Source organism: Arthrobacter sp. B0316-5-4 (assembly GCF_059090325.1).
The window spans coordinates 640,619-659,666 of the sequence record NZ_JBNHFN010000002.1 but is presented as its reverse complement, the minus strand read 5'-3'; the positions used below and the strand labels follow the sequence as shown (position 1 = coordinate 659,666).

The following is a 19,048-nucleotide window of genomic DNA, read 5'->3' as shown; positions in this document are numbered from 1 at the left end:
CCGCCCCTCCATTGTTGAGGGGCTTTTGTGTGTCCGGGGCTATCCGGGACCGCAGCAGGAGGCAAAACCGCCATCGAAGAACAGAAGAGGGCAGCAGTGAGCGTTCAGCCGGAGACAGAGACCGGAACAGCACAGACAGCCGCAGCCGAAGCGCCTGAAGAAGGCGTCTACAGCTTCGCTGCGATGGAAGCCAAGTGGCCGCAGGTCTGGGAAGACCTCAAAGTCTTCACGCCGGCCGACGACGGCTCGCGGGAACGCCGCTACGTGCTGGACATGTTCCCCTACCCTTCCGGCGACCTTCACATGGGCCACGCCGAGGCGTTCGCCATGGGCGACGTCGTGGCACGCTACCTGCGCCAAAAGGGCTTCGACGTCCTGCACCCCATCGGTTGGGACTCGTTCGGACTGCCCGCCGAGAACGCTGCCATCAAGCGCAACGCGCACCCCAGCGAGTGGACCTACGCGAACATCGACACCCAGGCGGCGTCGTTCAAGCGTTACGCCATCTCCGCCGACTGGTCACGCCGCCTCCACACCTCCGACCCCGAGTACTACCGCTGGACGCAGTGGCTGTTCAAGCGGTTCTACGAGCGTGGCCTGGCATACCGCAAGGACTCGCCCGTCAACTGGTGCCCGAAGGACCTCACCGTCCTCGCAAACGAGCAGGTTGTCAACGGCGCCTGCGAACGCTGCGGCACGCCCGTCACCAAGAAGTCCCTGAACCAGTGGTACTTCAAGATCACCGATTACGCTGACCGCCTGCTCCAGGACATGGACCAACTGCAGGGTCACTGGCCCGAACGTGTCCTGGCCATGCAGCGCAACTGGATTGGACGCTCAGAAGGCGCGCATGTCCGGTTCGTCATCGAAGCCACTGAAGACCGTGCCGAGCGTGAAGTCACCGTATTCACCACTCGTCCGGACACCCTCTACGGTGCTACGTTCTTCGTTGTCGCTGCTGACGCGCATCTGGCATTGGACCTGGTGACGCCGGAACAGCACGACGAACTCATGGCCTACCGCGAAAAGGTCAAGGCGCTGTCCGAAATTGAGCGGCAGTCCACCGAGCGCGAGAAGACCGGCGTCTTCACGGGCCGCTACGCCATCAACCCGCTCAACGGCGAGAAGCTCCCGGTATGGGCCGCGGACTACGTCCTGGCCGACTACGGCACGGGAGCCATCATGGCCGTGCCTGCGCACGACCAGCGCGACCTCGACTTCGCGAAGGCCTTCAACCTGCCTGTCCGGGCCGTCCTGGACACCGGTGACGAGGACCCCTCGGAGACCGGCGTAGCGACTGCGGGGGAAGGCACCCTCAAGAACTCCGGCGAGCTGGACGGCCTGTCCAAGTCCGAAGCCATTCCGGCGGCGATCGAGATCCTCGAGAAACTCGGAACCGGCGAGAAATTCGTCAACTTCAGGCTGCGCGACTGGCTGCTGAGCCGCCAGCGCTTCTGGGGTACCCCCATCCCCATCATCCACTGCGGTGAATGCGGCGAAGTTCCCGTTCCCGATGACCAGCTGCCGGTCAGGCTGCCCGACAACCTGCGCGGCGAAGCACTGTCGCCCAAGGGCACCTCACCGTTGGCCGCCGCCGTCGAGTGGGTCAACGTGGACTGCCCCAACTGTGGCCGTGCCGCGCAGCGTGACACCGACACCATGGATACCTTCGTGGACTCGTCCTGGTACTTCCTGCGATTCGTGTCGCCTGACTACACCGAGGGCCCGTTTGATCCCGAAAAGATCAACAACTGGATGCCGGTGGGCCAGTACGTCGGCGGTGTGGAGCACGCCATCCTCCACCTGCTCTACGCACGCTTCTTCACCAAGGTCATCAAGGACATCGGACTGATCGAAGCCAACGAGCCGTTCTCCGCCCTGCTCAACCAGGGCCAGGTGCTCAACGGCGGCAAAGCCATGAGCAAGTCTCTCGGCAACGGCGTGGACCTGGGCGAGCAGTTGGACAAGTTCGGCGTCGATGCCGTCCGCCTCACCATGGTCTTCGCTTCCCCTCCGGAAGACGACGTCGACTGGGCGGACGTTTCGCCGTCGGGTTCTGCAAAGTTCCTGGCCCGCGCATGGCGCCTCGGCCAGGATGTCAGCAGCGAGCCTGGCGTTGACCCGGCCAGCGGCGACCGCGCACTGCGTACGGTGACCCACAAAACCATCGCCGACGCCGCCGAACTGTTGGACAACAACAAGTTCAATGTGGTGGTGGCCCGCCTCATGGAGCTGGTCAACGCTACCCGCAAGACCATCGATTCGGGTGCCGGCGCTGCGGATCCTGCCGTCCGTGAGGCGGTGGAGGCAGTTGCCGTCATCCTGAGCCTGTTCGCTCCGTACACCGCTGAAGACCTCTGGAACACCCTTGGCCACCCGGCCTCCGTTGCAAACGCCGGCTGGCCGAAGCACGACGAGGCACTGCTGGTTCAGGACACGGTCACCGCCGTGGTCCAGGTCCAGGGCAAGGTGCGCGACCGCTTGGACGTCTCTCCGGACATCACCGAGGACGCCCTTCGGGAGCTCGCGCTGGCTTCCGAAAATGTTCAGCGTGCCCTGGACGGCCGCGGCATCCGCACCGTGATCGTGCGGGCCCCTAAACTGGTGAACATCGTTCCTGCCTAGCAGGGATTGTGCGGCCGCCGGCATCGTGCCGGCGGCCAGCCATCATCTTTGGAGGTTGCGTGCCTGAGCGAGAACCACCCGCATGGATGTGGCTCAAGGAAAGAGTGGCACGCCTTCGGCAACCCACAGCTCCGGTTCCTGCTCCCGGCGAGCCGCTGGCCGCCGTCGTTAAGACCGCCGTTGTCACGGATTCCGCGGCGGCACTTCCAACGGACTGGGTGTCTGCTTTCACTGCCGACGGGCGCTTGGCCGTAGTCCCCATGCCAGTGATGGTGGGGAACGAGATCTACGGTGAGGGCGAAGACGACATCACGCAAACGTTATCGCTTGCTTTGGCGTCAGGGGCCTCGGTCAAGACCTCCAGGCCATCTCCCGGACAATTTGAACAGGCCTACCTTCTTGCCCAGCGCCGGGGTTTCCAGGCCGTGGTGTCCATCCATATCTCCTCAGAGCTGTCCGGAACCGCCGATGCGGCCCGGCTGGCTGCAGCCCGGGTCACCATTCCCGTGGAAGTGGTGGACTCGCGCACGGTCGGCATGGCACAGGGCATGGGCGTCCAAAGCGCCGTCGTGGCAGCAGCCGACGGGCGCGAAGCAGCAGAAGTGCGCGGTTTCGCGGAGCGGCGCATGGAGCGGACCAAGGTTTACTTCTATGTCCCCAGCCTGGAGCAGCTGCGGCGTGGCGGACGTATTGGCGCCGCGGCGTCGCTGCTTGGAACCGTCCTTGCCATCAAGCCGATATTGGCCGTCGACGGCGGCAAAATAGTCCCGCTCGAAAAGGTGCGTTCCGCTGTGCGCGCCATAGCCCGTCTCGAGGAAATCGTCGCCGCCGATGTCGCATCCAGGCCGGCAGGCCAGCAGCGCTTGGCGGTTCACCACTTCGGCAATCAAATTGAGGCCGAAGCCCTGGCTGCCCGGTTGAACGAAAAATGCCCGGACTGCCCCGCGCCGCAAATCAGTGCGCTGCCTGCGGTCCTGGCCGCCCATGCGGGCTTGGGCGTCCTCGCTGTCATCGTGGGGGAGAGCAGCACGCCGACGGACTGACCCCTACCATTCGCGTTTTCCACATAGGACAGTTCGCCAGGTTCTGTTCCTCAAGCCCCGCCTTAGGCTCGATTCATGCCACGCTGGAGCCAGGACGCGTCACCGGATGCCGCAGCGCAGGCAGTCCGGCAGCGTTTCGCGGACCGATTGTCTACCGGCTCCACGGCGCCACCCTTGCTGGAGCTTTTGGGCAACGGGTACCAGGACGCGGCAGGCCCTGAACCGGCGGGTGCGGCCCGCCTCCGGTGGCGGACACCCTGGCGGGTCGCGGCCCTTCTGGCATTGGTGGTTGTTGTCTTCATCGCCATTCAATGGTGGATGTCCCTGGCGGCGGCCCCAACAGCAGTTCCCCTTAGCCCGTCGAGTTCCTTTGACATCAGTGCCGAACCCGGTTCCGAGGATGACGGAGCCGAACCATTACAGCCCCCTGATACCACTGGCCCTGATACCCCTGGCGGGGCCGGGACCGTGCTTGTCCACGTAGCCGGTGCCGTGAAGGCCCCAGGCGTAGTCACGTTGCCGACAGGCAGCCGGGTCTTCCAAGCCATCGAGGCTGCAGGCGGAGCATCGCCGAACGCCGACCTCGGCGGCCTGAACCTGGCGGAAGTCCTCAAGGACGGCATCAAGATCCGTGTGCCGGCGGTCGGGGAGCCCTCGCAACCTGCGCTGGCCGAAGGTACTGGCGGGTCCGGTTCCGGCTCCGCAAGCACTCCAGCGGGGACAACTGGGGGAGCGACTGCCAAGGTCAACATCAATACGGCGTCAGTCGAAGAACTCGGAACGCTGCCACGGGTTGGGCCGGTGATGGCTCAGCGCATCGTCGATTGGCGGAAGGAACACGGTCCGTTCGCCTCGGTGGATGAACTCGACGCCATTGATGGGATCGGCCCCAAGCTGATGGAGGCGTTGAAGGACCTCGTGGCGGTGGACAGTGGTTGAGGCGGGAGCTGCGCCGCGCCGCCTGGACCTGAGGCTCGTACCCACGGTCCTGGTTTCATGGGCTGCTGCGCTGGCCGGGGGGATATTGGGCGGGGCAGGCTGCGCAGTCCTGGCGTTCGGGCTGCTCCTGGCCGGGGGAGGGTTGCTGGTCGGAGGGCGATACCAGTCGCAAAGGTCAAAACGAACCATGACTGCCACCCTTGCCCTGGCCTGCGTCGTGGGGGCAGCTATTGCGGTCCACTGCGTCGTGACCGCCGCCAAGCAGGAACACGGCCCGCTCGCACCGGCCATTGAGTCAGGGAACGGGGTCGTCGCCCATTTGCTCATTACTGGCATCCCTGCCAAAGCTCCTGCCCCGGGAAAGTCCACGGAGGACCGGTGGACCGTCGATGCGCGACTGATCGACGCCACGTACTCGGGCGCCAAGGTGCGCGGGGAGGCCGATGTGGTGGTTGTGGGTGACCATCGCTGGCAAAACGTGCGGGCGGGGGACCGGGTCAGGACAACCGGCTCGCTCAAGGACGTGCGGACAGGCCAACCGCAAGCGGGATTGCTCTCTGCGGCATCTGCTCCCGTCTTCATGGGGGCTGATTTCGATGTGCGGGGTGTAGCGGGGGACTTGCGGAAGCAATTCGTCAAAGCATCCGGCTGGCTACCCCCGGACGCCGCCGGATTGTTGCCCGGCATGGTCACCGGCGACACGAGCGCCCTGCCGGAAAGCCTCGGCATCGACATGAAAACCACGGGCATGACCCACCTGACGGCCGTGTCCGGCGCGAACTGCAGTCTGGTGCTGGGCGGTTTCGTTCTGTTGGCAAGGCGCTTCCGGTTGTCACGTCCCCTTGCTGCCGCATGTGGCTCCGGCGGCCTCCTGGCGTTCGTGGTGTTGGTGGGCCCGGACCCAAGCGTGCTGCGCGCGGCGGTGATGGGCTGTGTGGGGGTGACAGCCCTGGTGGGTGGGCTGAGGGGGCGGGCTTTGACTTTTCTCTGCCTTGCCAGTTCCACACTTCTGATACTGGACCCCTCGCTGGCAAGCGATGTGGGGTTTCTCTTGTCTGTGCTTGCCACCTTGGGGATTGTTTTGTTGGCCAGCCGTATCGGCTCCTGGATACCAACCCCGGTGCCCCGGTGGCTGGCTGCGGGTGTTGCGGTGCCGTTATCGGCGCAGTTGCTGTGTGGCCCCGTCATTGCTGCGCTGCAGCCCCAGTTCACCCTGTACTCGCTGGTCGCGAACGTCGTGGCAGGCCCGCTGGTGGCTCCTGTGACGATTCTGGGGACCATTGCGGTGCCGTTGTCGGCTGTCGCCCCATGGTTGGCGGTGCTGCCGCTGGCAATCGCGGGGCACTGCGCCGGGGCGGTAGCAGCTGTGGCCAGGTTTTTTGCCGGGCTGCCGGGCGCAGCGCTGCCTTGGGCTGAGGGCCCGGCAGGTGTGATTGCCATGGTGATTTTCTCAGTGGTTACGGTCACGGTGGCGTGGATGATGCTGCACCCGACGGGTCTGCTGCGGCTCGTCATGGCCCTCCACGGGGAAGTGGTGATGCGCCTGGAACGATGGGCATCGCGCAGGGGAAGATAAGCGCGCCCTCCTATGGGTCGCGATGTATTAATTCGCTTTGTGGTCGTAGGCTGGCCGTGTGGAGCGCAGGGCCTGGATGCGGCGACTGCGAAGGGGCTGCAGCAGCGCGGCCTTATAAGCCTGGGCCAGCGATGATCAGGCTTATCCGCTGGATGATCCGCGTCCGAACCGGGGGTCGGTATGGACGGGACAGTTCCAGCTGACAGTGAGGGCGGCGGCGGAGTCGGCCTGGATGACAGCGACGCTGACCTGGTGGCACGGGTGCGCTCCGGTGATACTGCTGCTTTTGATGCCCTGTTCGAGCGGCACCGCGGCATCGCCCGCCACATCGCAGCGAATCAGACCGATAACCGGGCGGATGTCGACGACGTTGTTTCTGACGCCTTCGCCTCCGTATTTCAGTCCCTGACCTCAGGGAAAGGACCGGATACGTTCTTCCGGGCGTACTTGCTGACCACCGTGAAGCGCATCTCGTTCAAGGCCAACCAGGCTGCGTCCCGCACCCGGCCCACGGACGAGCCCCACGTGCTCGATTCCGTGGAGGTCCATCAGGACCCGGTCATGGCTGAGTTCGAGTCCGCAGCGGTCGCCCGGGCCTTTAAGGCCCTTCCCGAACGCTGGCAGGCGGTCCTTTGGTATGTGGATATTGAAGGGATGAAGCCGGCAGCGGCTTCGGTGATGCTTGGACTGAGCCCCAACGGGGTATCCTCCCTGGCGTTGCGGGCCCGGGAACGCCTACGGCAGGTCTACCTGCAGCAGCATGTCAGTTCTTCCGTGGGACAGGACTGCGAAGAGTACTCATCGCAGCTCGGCGTGTATGCCCGCAATGGGCTGCGCCGACGATCTCATGACCGGGTGCAGGCGCATTTGGATGAATGCGCCCGATGCACGGCTTTGTTGCTGGACCTCAACGATGTCCAATCAGCAATGCGTGCGGTCCTCTTCCCCCTGATTACCGGTGTCACGTTCACTTCGGCGGTTCCGGCTCTCTCAGGATCCGGAGCCACGGCTGTGGGCCGGGGTTCCCACGCTGCGTCCAAGCAATTGTCATTGACGTGGAAGATTGGCGTCGGTGTGCTCACGGGCGCAGCGGTGGTGGTGGGCGCGGCAGTGGCGATGGGAGTGACGGGATCGCTACCGGTGGAAGGACCAGCAGCGGCGTCGAGCCCCACGCCCGTTGCTACTGCCCCCTTAGCCAGGCCCACAGCGACTCCGGAAACAGTTCCCGCCGTCGTCGAGGACGGCTCCGATCCTGGGAAACAGGACCAGGAAGTGGTGCCGGCTCTCCCCGGTAAGCCCTCTGCTGGCAGTACAAATGCCGGGAGCCCCAAGGCGCTCCCGTTGCTTCCGGATGTGGAGCGGCCGCCGGCTGCCTTGCCCGTCCCCTCGGCCTCGCCAGGAGTTCCCGTGCTTCCGCTGCCACCCACCGTTCCGGGAGACCCTGGTTCCTTGCCGCCCTTGCTTCCAACCCAAGCACCAACGCCGGGCCCGTCCGCCCCGCCGCTACCGTCGGTTACGGCCACACCGCAGCCGGAACCGGAGGTAAATGCCACCTTCAGGACCGAAGCCGGCACAACAGCCTCCGATGTCAACGCGTTCATCACCTTCGATCTTGGCGGGGCCACTCCCAGCGAAGCGGAAGCGGTCTTCACTGTGTCCGAAGGCTCCGACATGATTCCAGGAAAGCTCGTTGTTCCCGACGGTTGGAGTTGCACCAAGGACCCTGCCGCGACCAGGCAGTTTCATTGCGTCAGCACCACAGTAAACCCGAAGGCACTCGAGTTCGCCCTCGGGGTCACCCGGAAAGGTCCGACTGAAAACACAACCCTCGAATATCAGATCAGCGGTACGGGTATCGGCACCACAGCCTTTTCGAACACCTTCTGAACAATGCCTTGGTGAAATCCTGACGCCAGCCTCCCTTTGGGCATGGCAGACTTGAACCTTGCAAGGAAACGTCCGGAAGGAACCACCAGTGGCTGCTGCCCAAAACAACCGGGCCAAAACTGCCGCGGCCAACAACGTCAGCTGGCGTGAGGTAACTCCGGCGTCCGTGGTTTTGGTCACGGGCCCCGAGGAGTATCTGGGCATTCGTGCCATGGACCGCATCCGGTCCCACGTGCGGACGGCTACGCCGGACGTGGAGTTGAGCCGGCTCAACGCTGGCTCCTATGAGGCTGGTTCGTTGGCAATGACTGTTACCCCGTCACTGTTCGGTGAAGGCAAGCTCATTGAAATTGAGGGCCTGGAAGCGATGAACGACGCCTTCCTCGCCGATGGCCTGGCATATCTGCGGAACCCGGACCAGGACGTCGTGCTGGTCCTCAGGCACGGGGGCGGCGTTCGTGGCAAGAAACTGCTCGACGCCGTCAAATCGGCTGGGTGGCCGGTGGTGGACTGCCAGCCACTCAAGAAGGATGCCGACAAGACCGCCTTTGTGGTCTCTGAATTCAAGGCCGGGGGCCGGCGCATCGAGGGCGAAGCTGTCCAGGCCCTGGTCAACGCAGTGGGCGCCAACCTTTCCGAACTCGCCGCAGCCTGCAGCCAGCTGATTGCCGATGCCACCACTGCCGTGGATGCAGCAACTGTTGAGCGATATTACGGCGGAAGGGTGGAGGCCACTGCCTTCAAGGTTGCCGACGCGGCCATGGCCGGAAATGGTCCGGTGGCATTGTCAACGCTTCGGCACGCCTTGGCTACAGGAGTGGATCCTGTTCCCTTGGTGGCAGCCCTCGCGGCAAAGTTGCGTACCCTGGCCAAGGTGGCCGGGGCCAATGGCTCTTCGGCCACCATCGCCAGGAATTTGGGAATGCAGCCCTGGCTCGTGGAGCAGGCTCAACGGGACGTCCGGCGATGGACCCCTGAGGGTCTCATCCGGTCTATTCAGGTGATCGCGGAAGCCGACGCACAGGTTAAAGGGCTATCCCGTGATCCCGTATATGCCGTGGAACACGCGGTGACGGTGATCGCCACGTCGGCCAGTCGACGCTGACCAGGCCGCACGGCTCGTGGCACGACACCACCCCTGGCGCTTTGCCCGATGCCGCTTAAACCCAAAGGCCGGCACCCTATGGGCGCCGGCCTTTTGATCAGCTCAGTCGAACTGGAAAAACCTTAGAGTGCGTTGACCTTCTTGGAGATCGCCGACTTGCGGTTTGCAGCGTTGTTCTTGTGAATAACGCCCTTGCTGACAGCCTTGTCCAGCTTGCGGCTGGCAGCAACAAGTGCAGTTCCAGCAGCATCCTTGTCAGCAGACTCAACGGCGGTGTTGACGGCGCGGATGGCAGTCTTCAGCTCGGACTTGACTGCGTTGTTGCGCAGGCGAGCCTTCTCGTTGGTGAGGATGCGCTTCTTCTGGGACTTGATATTAGCCACGTATGAACTCTCTTTTTAATGCGGAAATGGTCTAGAGGGTTTTCAGGTTGGCCATCGACTGAGCGGCGTGGGGATGCCTATGGCAGCCAACCATGTGTGGCCGTCGACCTGCACGAACACACAGCTATAAAGAATAGCAGAAGGCTGGCCCGGACGGCGACTTTGAACTCAACGCGCGCCGTGCTGCGTGCGGAGCGCCCGGGACACCTCGTTGAACAGGGCCTTTTCCAGCACGGCGCCCTCCCGGCGGATGGACCCCGGGTCAAGCCGGATCACACGGTCCACTTTGACTTCGCTCGGTCGCCCCTGGCGGTCCCAAGCCCCGGCGCCGATGTCGATGTACTCGCCGGCGCGGGCGCCGTGGTCGTGGTCCTTTGACGTCAGCATGAGGCCCAGGAGCCACCTGCCGTCATCGCCCACAAGCAGCACGGGGCGGTCCTTCCCCCGGCTGTAGTCCTCTTCGTAGGGCACCCATCCCCATACGATCTCACCAGGGTCCGGCTGCCCATCCGGCTTGGGGGAGTACTTGGGCCGGAGCGGCCCGCGAAAGTCGCCGGGGTAGGAGCCGCCGACGCCGCCAGCATGGGTTTGCGTCTTTGCTGCGCCCGGGCGGGTGGCTGGTTTGGTGTTGCTGCCTCCCAATGACCTGAGCGATCGCAGGATGAGTTTGCCCAGGGGGCGCAAGTCGATAGCCATGTGACAACGCTACAACTGCCGGTACTCATCGATGCGGTCAATGTACGGTGAACCGCTGGTTCGTGGGAGACTGGAGGATCAGATGCGCGGCGCGTTCCGGCTGGCCTATGCCCAGTTCGTGGAATTGCCGTGTGAGTATCGACAGTAAGGATCCTGCGTGTCTCCCATGGCCCGCACCGCACCGGTGCCCGCCGCAACAGATCCGGCCATCATCCGGAACTTCTGCATCATTGCCCATATCGACCACGGTAAGTCCACCCTGGCCGACCGCATGCTGCAGTACACCGGCGTCGTTCAACAACGCGACATGAAGGCCCAGTATCTGGACCGTATGGACATCGAACGTGAGCGTGGCATCACCATCAAGTCCCAGGCTGTACGCATGCCTTGGGAGCTCGATGGCACCAGCTACGCCCTGAACATGATCGATACCCCCGGCCACGTGGACTTCACCTACGAGGTTTCGCGTTCCCTGGCCGCATGTGAAGGCGCGGTTCTCCTGGTCGACGCGGCACAGGGCATCGAGGCGCAGACCCTGGCTAACCTGTACCTGGCGATGGAAAACAACCTCACCATCATCCCTGTGCTGAACAAGATCGACCTCCCGGCGGCGCAGCCGGAGAAGTACGCTGCTGAGCTGGCAAACCTGATTGGCGGCGACCCGGAGGATGTCCTCAAGGTTTCCGGAAAGACGGGCGTGGGCGTAGAGGCACTGCTGGACAAAATTGTCCGGGACCTTCCGGCACCCGTGGGTGACCCGGACGCACCGGCCCGTGCCATGATTTTCGACTCCGTGTACGACACCTACCGGGGCGTAGTGACCTACGTCCGGGTGGTTGATGGCATGTTGCACCCACGTGAGCGTATCCAGATGATGTCCACCCGAGCCACGCACGAGCTCCTGGAGATCGGCGTGAGTTCCCCGGAGCCAACTCCCTCCAAGGGTCTAGGCGTGGGTGAAGTGGGCTACCTGATCACTGGTGTGAAGGACGTCCGCCAGTCCAAGGTTGGCGATACTGTCACCAATTTGGCCAAACCTGCTTCGGAGTCCCTGAGCGGTTACGCGGACGCGAAACCCATGGTGTTCTCCGGGCTCTACCCGCTGGACGGCACCGATTATCCGGTGCTTCGCGATGCCCTCGAAAAGCTGATGCTCAACGACGCCGCACTCGTCTACGAGCCTGAGACGTCGGCTGCGCTGGGCTTCGGGTTCCGCGTTGGCTTCCTCGGACTGCTCCACCTGGAAATCACCCGGGAGCGCCTTGAGCGCGAGTACAACCTGGACCTCATTTCCACCGCCCCAAACGTGGAATATGAAGTAACGCTCGAGGACAAGAAAATTGTCCACGTGACGAACCCCAGTGAGTACCCCACCGGAAAAATTTCCGAGGTCCGCGAACCAATGGTTTCGGCCACCATCCTTGCGCCGAACGAGTTTGTCGGCTCCATCATGGAACTGTGCCAGAGCCGTCGTGGACAGATGAAGGGCATGGACTACCTGTCCGAGGACCGCGTGGAGCTCCGTTACTGGATCCCGCTGGCTGAAATCGTGTTCGACTTCTTCGACCTCCTGAAGTCCAAGACCCGGGGCTACGCTTCGCTGGACTGGAAGGCCGACGGCGAGCAAGTCGCCGATCTCGTGAAGGTCGACATCCTGCTCCAGGGCGAGCAAGTGGATGCGTTCAGCGCCATCACACACCGTGACAAGGCGTACGCCTATGGCGTGATGATGACGGGAAAGCTCCGCGAACTCATCCCGCGCCAGCAGTTTGAAGTGCCCATCCAGGCAGCCATCGGATCGCGCATCATTGCCCGTGAGAGCATCAGGGCCATCCGCAAGGACGTCCTTGCCAAGTGCTACGGCGGTGACATCACCCGTAAGCGCAAACTGCTGGAGAAGCAGAAGGAAGGCAAGAAGCGCATGAAGATGGTGGGCCGCGTGGAGGTGCCCCAGGAGGCGTTCATCGCCGCCCTGACCACCGACGAGTCCAAGGACAAGGCCAAGAAGTAGATGCCCAGCGTCCTTCCTTTGGGCGATCCAGCACCTGCGGATGGCATTCTGCCTCCGCAGGTGCTGGCGGGCGTCGAGCACCGTAAGTTCGGGCTGTACGTCCATATCCCTTTTTGTGCCGTGCGTTGCGGCTATTGCGATTTCAATACCTACACCGCGACGGAACTGGGCGGTGGCGCCTCACAGGACGCTTATGCCAGTACCGCCATTTCGGAGCTCGACTTTGCCGCTTCGGCGCTCGAGTCCTCGTCGCTTCCTGCGCGCCCCCTGAGTACCGTCTTCTTCGGCGGCGGTACTCCCACCTTGCTTCCGGCCGAAGACCTGGCAAGGATCCTGCGCGCCGCCGTGGGGATGTGGGGGCTGGAGCCCGGTGCGGAAGTGACCACCGAAGCCAATCCTGATTCCGTCACGCCCGAATCGTTGAGGCTGCTGGCAGACGCCGGATTCACCCGGGTGTCTTTCGGCATGCAGTCCGCGGTTCCGCATGTCCTGAAAGTGCTGGACCGCACACACACGCCCAGCCGCGTTCCCTTGGTGGTGCAGTGGGCCCGCGACGTTGGACTCGCCGTCAGCCTGGACCTCATTTATGGGACCCCGGGGGAGTCCATGGAGGACTGGAGGGTTTCCCTCGAAACGGCCTTGTCGTATGCCCCGGACCATATCAGCGCCTACGCCTTGATCGTTGAGGACGGCACCAAGCTTGCTGCCCAGATCCGGCGCGGCGAGGTGCCCGGCATCGACGACGACGACCATGCCGCGAAATACGAACTCGCCGATGAACTCATCTCGGCGGCGGGAATGGGCTGGTACGAGGTCAGCAACTGGGCCCGCACCCCAGAGCAGGCATGCCGACACAACCTCGCCTACTGGCGTGGAGATGACTGGTGGGGCGTGGGCCCCGGAGCGCATTCCCACGTAGGTGGTGTGCGCTGGTGGAACGTCAAGCACCCCACTGCTTACGCATCACGGCTGGGAGCGGGAAGCTCGCCTGCGGCAGGCCGGGAAACGCTGGATACTGAAACGCGCGAGGTTGAACGCATCATGCTCGAGGCCCGCCTGGGCTCAGGCCTGGCAGTGGATGCCATGGACGCAGTGGGCCGGCACGCCATGGCAGGTTTGATCGCGGACGGATTGGTGGACCCGGTCCAAGCCTTCAAGGGCCGCTTGGTCCTGACACTAAAGGGTCGCTTGCTGGCAGACGCAGTGGTCCGCAGGATCCTCCCGGACTGAGCCTCACGGCACGGTCGGGGGCAGAGTCTGCCCCCGTCAGGCGGCTACTTGATCCAGCGCAAGTTGAGTTTGTAGCGGTGCGGCTGGCCGTGGTTCACGCGGATTCCCGCGGAGACGGAGAAGCACGTGAGTGCTACCCAGATGCCGGTCGCGATGACGGCGAAGACGTTGCCCACGACCGGAAGCAGGACGAGGATGTTGGCCAGGACCGCTGCGATGGTCGGGGGAAGCGTGAAGTTCAGCGCTTCCTTGGACTCCTGTGCCGTGAAGGGTCCCCGGTCCCGGAAGATCAGGTAGATCAGCAGGGAAGGCAGGCAGCCAAGGATGCCGCCAAAGTGCGCCAGTGTGGCCCATTGCCGGTCTTCGCCGGCCGTCAGGGGCAGTGCATTGGCTGGCGCGCCATGGTACTGGGGCCGCCCTGCGGCGCTGCCCGGTTCTTCAGGAGCGTTCTCTGCCACGGTGTCTTCCCTTTGCTGTAAAGATGCTGCGGTGTTGCTGTCCCAGAATACCGGCACCAGCCCGCTTCTACGGACCAACTCCCCGGTGGCACTCCGGTTGCACTGATTCAGGGACGGTGCTTCACGGGACTGTCAGGAAGTCGATGACTTCCTCAACGCGGCCCAGCAGGGATGCTTCAAGGTCCGCGTAGCTCCGTACGGCCCCGAGCAGCCTTTGCCAGCCCAATCCGACGTCCTCGGCGGTCTCATGGGGCCAGCCGAAGGCACGGAGGATGCCCGTCTTCCAATCCATGCCGCGCGGAACCGTGGGCCACTTCTCGATGCCCAGGACCTTGGGCCTGATGGCCTGCCACACATCCACGTAAGGATGTCCCACAATGAGGACGTTTCCCGCGGCCCCCGGACATGCCATGGCCTCGGCGGCGATGCGGGATTCTTTCGACCCCTCAACGAGGTGGTCCACCAGGATCCCGAGCCGACGGTCCGGGCCGGGGTTGAAGTCCGCAATGGCTGACGCGAGGTCGTCCACGCCATGCAATGGTTCAACGACGATCCCCTCCACCCGAAGATCGTCACCCCAGACCTTCTCGACGAGTTCGGCGTCGTGCTTTCCTTCCACCCAGATGCGGCTGGCTTTGGCCACCTGTGCGCGCTGGCCTCGGACCCGCACGGATCCGGAGGCTGTTCGGCCCGGTTGGACGGCCGACGCCGGCTGCCGGGCTGCTGGAGGCATCAGTCGGATGGGCTGGCCTTCAAGCAGGAAGCCGTATCCCAACTGGAACGATTTGGACTTTCCACGCCTGTCCTCAAGGGACACGATGTGCATGCCGCCGGTCTTCTCGACCCGGGTCACTTCGCCCACCCAGCCGGACTGGACGTCTTCGAGGACCATTCCCCGCTGCACCGCTACCTCGGGCAGTTGGCGTTTGGCGGGGGCGGACAGATCCTGTGGACCCCAGTTGTCGAAAGCCAAGGGATATTTCCTACCTTTGAGTACTTGGATGGGTGGGGAGCCGTTTGGCTGCGAAGCTGCCGAGCCTGCACGCTGGAAGCTGAATGCGGGCGTTTTCAATGCTAGCAACGGGGTGGCCCATAATAGACTTGTTAGCACTTGGGCATGTTGAGTGCTAAGTGCGGAGGCCTGTTGGGCGTGCCGCAGTGACCGGTCGCCATGACCACGGAAGTCGTCAGGAGGTGGAGCAATGAGTGAGCCACGCAAGTTGGAAGTGCTGCGTGCCATCGTTGAAGACTACGTGCATTCCCGGGAACCTGTTGGATCCAAGGCCCTAGTTGAGCGCCACCACCTCGGTGTTTCGAGTGCCACCATCCGCAATGACATGGCTGTCCTGGAAGAAGAGGGCCTCATCGCAGCGCCCCACACCAGCGCAGGTCGCATTCCCACGGACAAGGGCTACCGCCTGTTCGTGGACCGCATTTCCCAGGTCAAGCCACTCTCCGCGGCGGAACGCCGGGCCATCCATTCCCTCCTGGAGGGTCCGGATGATGTGGATGACATCCTGGAGCGGACCGTAAGGCTCCTTTCCCAGCTGACCAACCAGGTCGCCGTCGTGCAGTACCCGCACTCCAGCCGGGCGGTCGTCCGCCACGTCGAGTTCGTGTTGCTGGCACCCAAACAGGTCCTCGTCGTCCTCATCGCGGACACTGGCAGCGTAGGCCAGAAGGTCATTGATGCCGGATCCGATGTTGCCAACGAGGCATTGATGCTACTGAGGTCGCGTTTCCTCGGCAGTATCGCCGGAACGCAACTGGACCTCCTCCCACAGGTGCTGCCATCGGTTGTAGCTCTCTGCCCACCCGAGCTCCGCGGCCTGGCACAGACCCTCGCCCACGGCCTGCAGTCACTGAGCGACAACAGCCGCGAAGAGCGCATTTTGATGGCGGGCACCGCCAACCTGGCCCGCTCCAATGTTGATTTCCCCTTGAGCATCGGCCCGGTGCTGGAAGCCCTTGAGGAACAAGTCGTCATGCTCCGGTTGTTGTCCGATATGGGCGATGATCCGCGCGGCGTGACAGTGAGCATTGGCCGGGAGAACCCGTACGACGGTTTGGCTGAGGCTTCCGTCGTGGCCACCGGTTACGGCTCCGGAGCCAAGGTTGGGATCCTTGGCCCCACCCGCATGGACTATCCCACCACCATGGCAGCAGTCCGGGCCGTGGCCAGATACCTTTCCCGCATTCTCGGCGGCTGAACGCCGGCCCGAGGAAACATCCGCAGTACAACAAGGAAGAGATACCGACTTTGAGCAGCCACTATGACGTTTTGGGAGTCTCGCCGGAAGCCACCGGGGAAGAGATCAAAAAGGCGTACCGCAAGTTGGCGCGGAAACTTCACCCGGACGTCAACCCCGGAGAAGATGTCGCGGAGCAGTTCAAGGCAGTGACCCACGCCTACGAGGTGTTGTCGGACCCGCAGAAGCGCCGTGTCTACGACGCCACCGGCAATGAAAACGGAACCGAAAACGGCTTCGGCGGCGGCTATTCCGGCCAGGGCTTCGCCTTCCAGGACATTTTCGACACCTTCTTTGGCGGCGGTGGCGGCCATGGCGGGCCGGCCTCCCGGGTCCGGCGTGGCCAGGACGCCCTGATCAGCGTACGCATCGACCTCAAGGACGCAGTATTCGGCGTCAACAAGAAGCTCGAAGTCGACACGGCCGTGGTTTGCCCCACCTGTGATGGCAGCTGCTGCCGCCCCGGTACCCATCCTGAACGCTGTGACATCTGCGGTGGCAGCGGCCAGGTCCAGCGGGCTGTCCGGTCCATCCTCGGCCAGGTCATGACCACGGCACCGTGTGGCTCCTGCGAGGGCTTCGGCACGGTCATCAAGGATCCCTGCAACGAATGCAGCGGCCAGGGCCGCATCCGCAGCCGTCGTTCCCTCACCATCAAGGTTCCTGCCGGTGTAGCCACCGGCACCAGGATCCAGTTGTCCGGCCAAGGCGAAGCCGGTCCCGCGGGCGGTCCTGCCGGCGACCTCTACGTCGAAATCCGCGTCAACAACGATTCCATGTTCATGCGCGAAGGCGACGACCTGCACGCCACCCTGAGCGTGCCGATGACAGCCGCTGCCTTGGGCACCGAACTCCAGCTGGACACCTTCGACGGCGCGCAGGACATCGACGTCAAGGCCGGAACCCAGTCGGGCGAAATCATCACCCTTCGCGGCCTGGGCGTGACCCACCTTCGCGGCTACGGCCGAGGCGACCTCAAGGTGCACCTGCACGTGGAGACGCCGACAAAGCTCGATGCCGCCCAGGAAGAGCTGCTCCAACAGCTCGCCAAACTGCGTGGAGAACAGTTCACCGAGGGAAAGCTCGTTGCCAGCGGTGGCATGTTCGCCAAACTGCGGGACAAGCTCGGTAACCTGTAGCGGTGAGCAACCCCGTCTTCTTCACCCAGGCCGGCAACCTCAGCCACCTGGGACCCGGTTCTGTCTTCGTCCTGGAGGGTCCGGAGGCGCGCCACGCGGTCACCGTCAAACGCTTGGCCGTAGGCGAACAGGTGGACATCGCCGATGGCGCCGGCGCCCGGTTGACGGGCACGGTCTCCGAGGTTGGTTCGGGCACCTTGGCCGTGACTGCCTCGGACGTGGTCTTCGAGGAGCAACCAGCCATTCGCCTGGTCCTCGTCCAGGCGCTGGCCAAAGGGGACCGTGACGAACTTGCCGCCGAAACGGCCACTGAACTCGGCATCGACGCAGTGGTCCCGTGGCAGTCCGAACGCTCTATTGTCCGTTGGAAGGGTGATCGGGCCGCCAAGGCCCACGCCAAATGGCAGTCGGTGGTTGCCGCCGCCGCGAAGCAGGCCCGAAGGTCGCACATCCCCGAGGTCCGCCCGGTCGTGGATACTGCGGCATTGGCGAAATCCGTCGCCGCCGCGGACCTGGCCATCATCCTTCACGAGGACGCCAAGAACCCCTTGCGGACCGTCCTGGAGGAATCGGGCATGCCGCAAGGTCCGGACCAAGGCCGACCCCGTGAGGTCCTCCTGATCGTTGGTCCTGAGGGCGGAATCTCACCGCGTGAGGTCACCCGGCTCAGTGACGCCGGGGCCGTTACGGCACTGTTGGGGCACCATGTCCTGCGGTCGTCGACGGCGGGACCAGCCGCCGTCGTTCTCGCCAGTGACGTCCTGGGTCGCTGGTAGGACGCTGTCGAGTATTAGCCGACGCTGAACAGCCGCGTGTCGGTACTGGAGTCGATGACGTTGCCGGCGGCATCCACCTGAGACACCCGCAGCTCGTACTTGCCGGCCTTCAACGTTGCGCCGAAAGTAAAGACGCCGTACTGGCCCGGCTCGCCCGTGGGCTTGGCCTGGCCGTTGAGCAAGCCCGTTTTTTCGCCCTTGCCGTTGTCCCTCAAGATCTGCCAGGCGATGGGTTTGGAACTGTCGGTGCTGCGGCCATTGAACTTCACCGCGCCCGGCGGCAGGGTGACATCCTCCTGTGGATCGATGATCCACAGCGGTGCCACCAGTGAGGCGTCGCGCGCCATCGGTTGTCCCAGCTTCACTTGTCCGAATGCCATGTAGTCGGGGTGGCCATCCACCAGGATGACCACCTGGATCTGCTGGCCGGAATTGATCAGGCCGGACGACGAAGCGGCGGCAGTGGCCGTGTAGACCAGCTGCTGAACTGCCCGTTGCGCCATGACAGCGTCGAGGTTCGAATTGAAGGCGTCACGGGAGATGTCCACCGTAATGACGTTCTTGCCGGAAATGGATGTAGCGAGGCTGCTTGGTTGCTGCCACGGCGTGAAGAAATCATGGTCCAGTGGTTTTTCCGCCATCATGATCCGCAGGGCGGTGGTCACGGGGTTGTCGTCACCGTCGATGTCCCTGAACTCGCGGTACAGGTAGACCTCGTCCTTGCTGCGGCCGATCCAGTAAACCGGAATTTTCGTGGAAGCCTGCGTCGTCTCCAGGGGAGCATTGCTTGCAGGGGCCTCCTGCACGGACAGTGAAGGCGAGCTGGACGAAACCTGGCTTCCCGCCCCGTCTGCGATGCATCCTGTCAGCAGCAGGACAGACACCATTGCGGGCACGGCAAGAGCGGACTTCTTCCGCTTGCGTGCGCTCT

General features: G+C 63.8%; 16 protein-coding genes. 11 read left to right on the top strand and 5 right to left on the bottom strand.

What is annotated here, in order from left to right; genetic code table 11:
* Window positions 1-96: 96 nt before the first annotated feature.
* From leuS to holA, 6 genes are all read left to right on the top strand, one after another.
* Window positions 97-2,625, top strand: coding sequence for a leucine--tRNA ligase (gene leuS / locus AC5RU9_RS07355; protein WP_494015911.1), 2,529 nt, complete (start codon window positions 97-99; stop codon window positions 2,623-2,625).
* 8 nt (window positions 2,626-2,633) lie between these two features.
* Window positions 2,634-3,668: a DegV family protein gene (locus tag AC5RU9_RS07350; protein WP_494015910.1), complete on the top strand. Its 1,035-nt coding sequence runs from the start codon at window positions 2,634-2,636 to the stop codon at window positions 3,666-3,668.
* A 75-nt stretch (window positions 3,669-3,743) separates the two neighbouring features.
* Window positions 3,744-4,607 (top strand): ComEA family DNA-binding protein, encoded by an 864-nt coding sequence (locus tag AC5RU9_RS07345; protein ID WP_494015909.1) that lies wholly within the window; start codon window positions 3,744-3,746, stop codon window positions 4,605-4,607.
* A complete protein-coding gene (locus AC5RU9_RS07340) occupies window positions 4,600-6,183 on the top strand; it encodes a ComEC/Rec2 family competence protein (protein WP_494015908.1) in 1,584 nt (527 codons plus the stop codon). The genes AC5RU9_RS07345 and AC5RU9_RS07340 overlap by 8 nt, the downstream gene beginning before the upstream one ends.
* Before the next feature lie 180 nt (window positions 6,184-6,363).
* Window positions 6,364-8,070 (top strand): sigma-70 family RNA polymerase sigma factor, encoded by a 1,707-nt coding sequence (locus AC5RU9_RS07335; protein ID WP_494015907.1) that lies wholly within the window; start codon window positions 6,364-6,366, stop codon window positions 8,068-8,070.
* 88 nt (window positions 8,071-8,158) lie between these two features.
* The gene (gene holA, locus AC5RU9_RS07330; RefSeq protein WP_494015906.1) at window positions 8,159-9,175 is read left to right on the top strand and encodes a DNA polymerase III subunit delta; all 1,017 of its coding nucleotides are present in this window, start codon (window positions 8,159-8,161) and stop codon (window positions 9,173-9,175) included.
* A gap of 122 nt (window positions 9,176-9,297) precedes the next feature.
* Here the strand turns inward: holA and rpsT are convergent, their stop codons facing one another.
* Together rpsT and AC5RU9_RS07320 are read right to left on the bottom strand one after the other, a co-directional pair.
* Window positions 9,298-9,558: a 30S ribosomal protein S20 gene (gene rpsT, locus AC5RU9_RS07325; RefSeq protein WP_011774926.1), complete on the bottom strand. Its 261-nt coding sequence runs from the start codon at window positions 9,556-9,558 to the stop codon at window positions 9,298-9,300.
* 168 nt (window positions 9,559-9,726) lie between these two features.
* Entirely contained in the window at window positions 9,727-10,254 is a 528-nt protein-coding gene (locus AC5RU9_RS07320) for a type II toxin-antitoxin system PemK/MazF family toxin (RefSeq protein WP_494015905.1), read from the bottom strand.
* A gap of 157 nt (window positions 10,255-10,411) precedes the next feature.
* Between AC5RU9_RS07320 and lepA the strand changes: the two genes are divergently transcribed.
* Complete coding sequence (lepA, locus tag AC5RU9_RS07315; RefSeq protein ID WP_211712323.1) at window positions 10,412-12,265, top strand: translation elongation factor 4; 1,854 nt, start codon at window positions 10,412-10,414, stop codon at window positions 12,263-12,265.
* A complete protein-coding gene (gene hemW / locus AC5RU9_RS07310) occupies window positions 12,266-13,495 on the top strand; it encodes a radical SAM family heme chaperone HemW (protein ID WP_494015904.1) in 1,230 nt (409 codons plus the stop codon).
* A 44-nt stretch (window positions 13,496-13,539) separates the two neighbouring features.
* Here the strand turns inward: hemW and AC5RU9_RS07305 are convergent, their stop codons facing one another.
* Both AC5RU9_RS07305 and AC5RU9_RS07300 read right to left on the bottom strand, forming a co-directional pair.
* A complete protein-coding gene (locus AC5RU9_RS07305) occupies window positions 13,540-13,953 on the bottom strand; it encodes a DUF4870 domain-containing protein (RefSeq protein WP_211712325.1) in 414 nt (137 codons plus the stop codon).
* A 121-nt stretch (window positions 13,954-14,074) separates the two neighbouring features.
* Window positions 14,075-14,926 carry a DUF3097 domain-containing protein gene (locus AC5RU9_RS07300; RefSeq protein WP_494015903.1) on the bottom strand — a complete coding sequence of 284 codons (852 nt, stop codon included), beginning with the start codon at window positions 14,924-14,926 and terminating at the stop codon, window positions 14,075-14,077.
* 229 nt (window positions 14,927-15,155) lie between these two features.
* On the opposite strand from AC5RU9_RS07300, the gene hrcA reads away from it, so the two are divergent.
* Genes hrcA through AC5RU9_RS07285 form a run of 3 tightly spaced genes read left to right on the top strand, consistent with a single transcriptional unit; the run spans window position 15,156 to window position 18,117 of the window.
* On the top strand, window positions 15,156-16,163 hold the full coding sequence (gene hrcA / locus AC5RU9_RS07295) for a heat-inducible transcriptional repressor HrcA (protein WP_211712327.1): 1,008 nt from the start codon (window positions 15,156-15,158) through the stop codon (window positions 16,161-16,163).
* Window positions 16,164-16,213: 50 nt separating this feature from the next.
* On the top strand, window positions 16,214-17,341 hold the full coding sequence (gene dnaJ, locus AC5RU9_RS07290; RefSeq protein ID WP_211712328.1) for a molecular chaperone DnaJ: 1,128 nt from the start codon (window positions 16,214-16,216) through the stop codon (window positions 17,339-17,341).
* A gap of 2 nt (window positions 17,342-17,343) precedes the next feature.
* A complete protein-coding gene (locus AC5RU9_RS07285; protein ID WP_494015902.1) occupies window positions 17,344-18,117 on the top strand; it encodes a 16S rRNA (uracil(1498)-N(3))-methyltransferase in 774 nt (257 codons plus the stop codon).
* A gap of 14 nt (window positions 18,118-18,131) precedes the next feature.
* Here the strand turns inward: AC5RU9_RS07285 and AC5RU9_RS07280 are convergent, their stop codons facing one another.
* A complete protein-coding gene (locus AC5RU9_RS07280) occupies window positions 18,132-19,004 on the bottom strand; it encodes a GerMN domain-containing protein (RefSeq protein ID WP_211712401.1) in 873 nt (290 codons plus the stop codon).
* Between the last annotated feature and the right edge of the window lie 44 nt (window positions 19,005-19,048).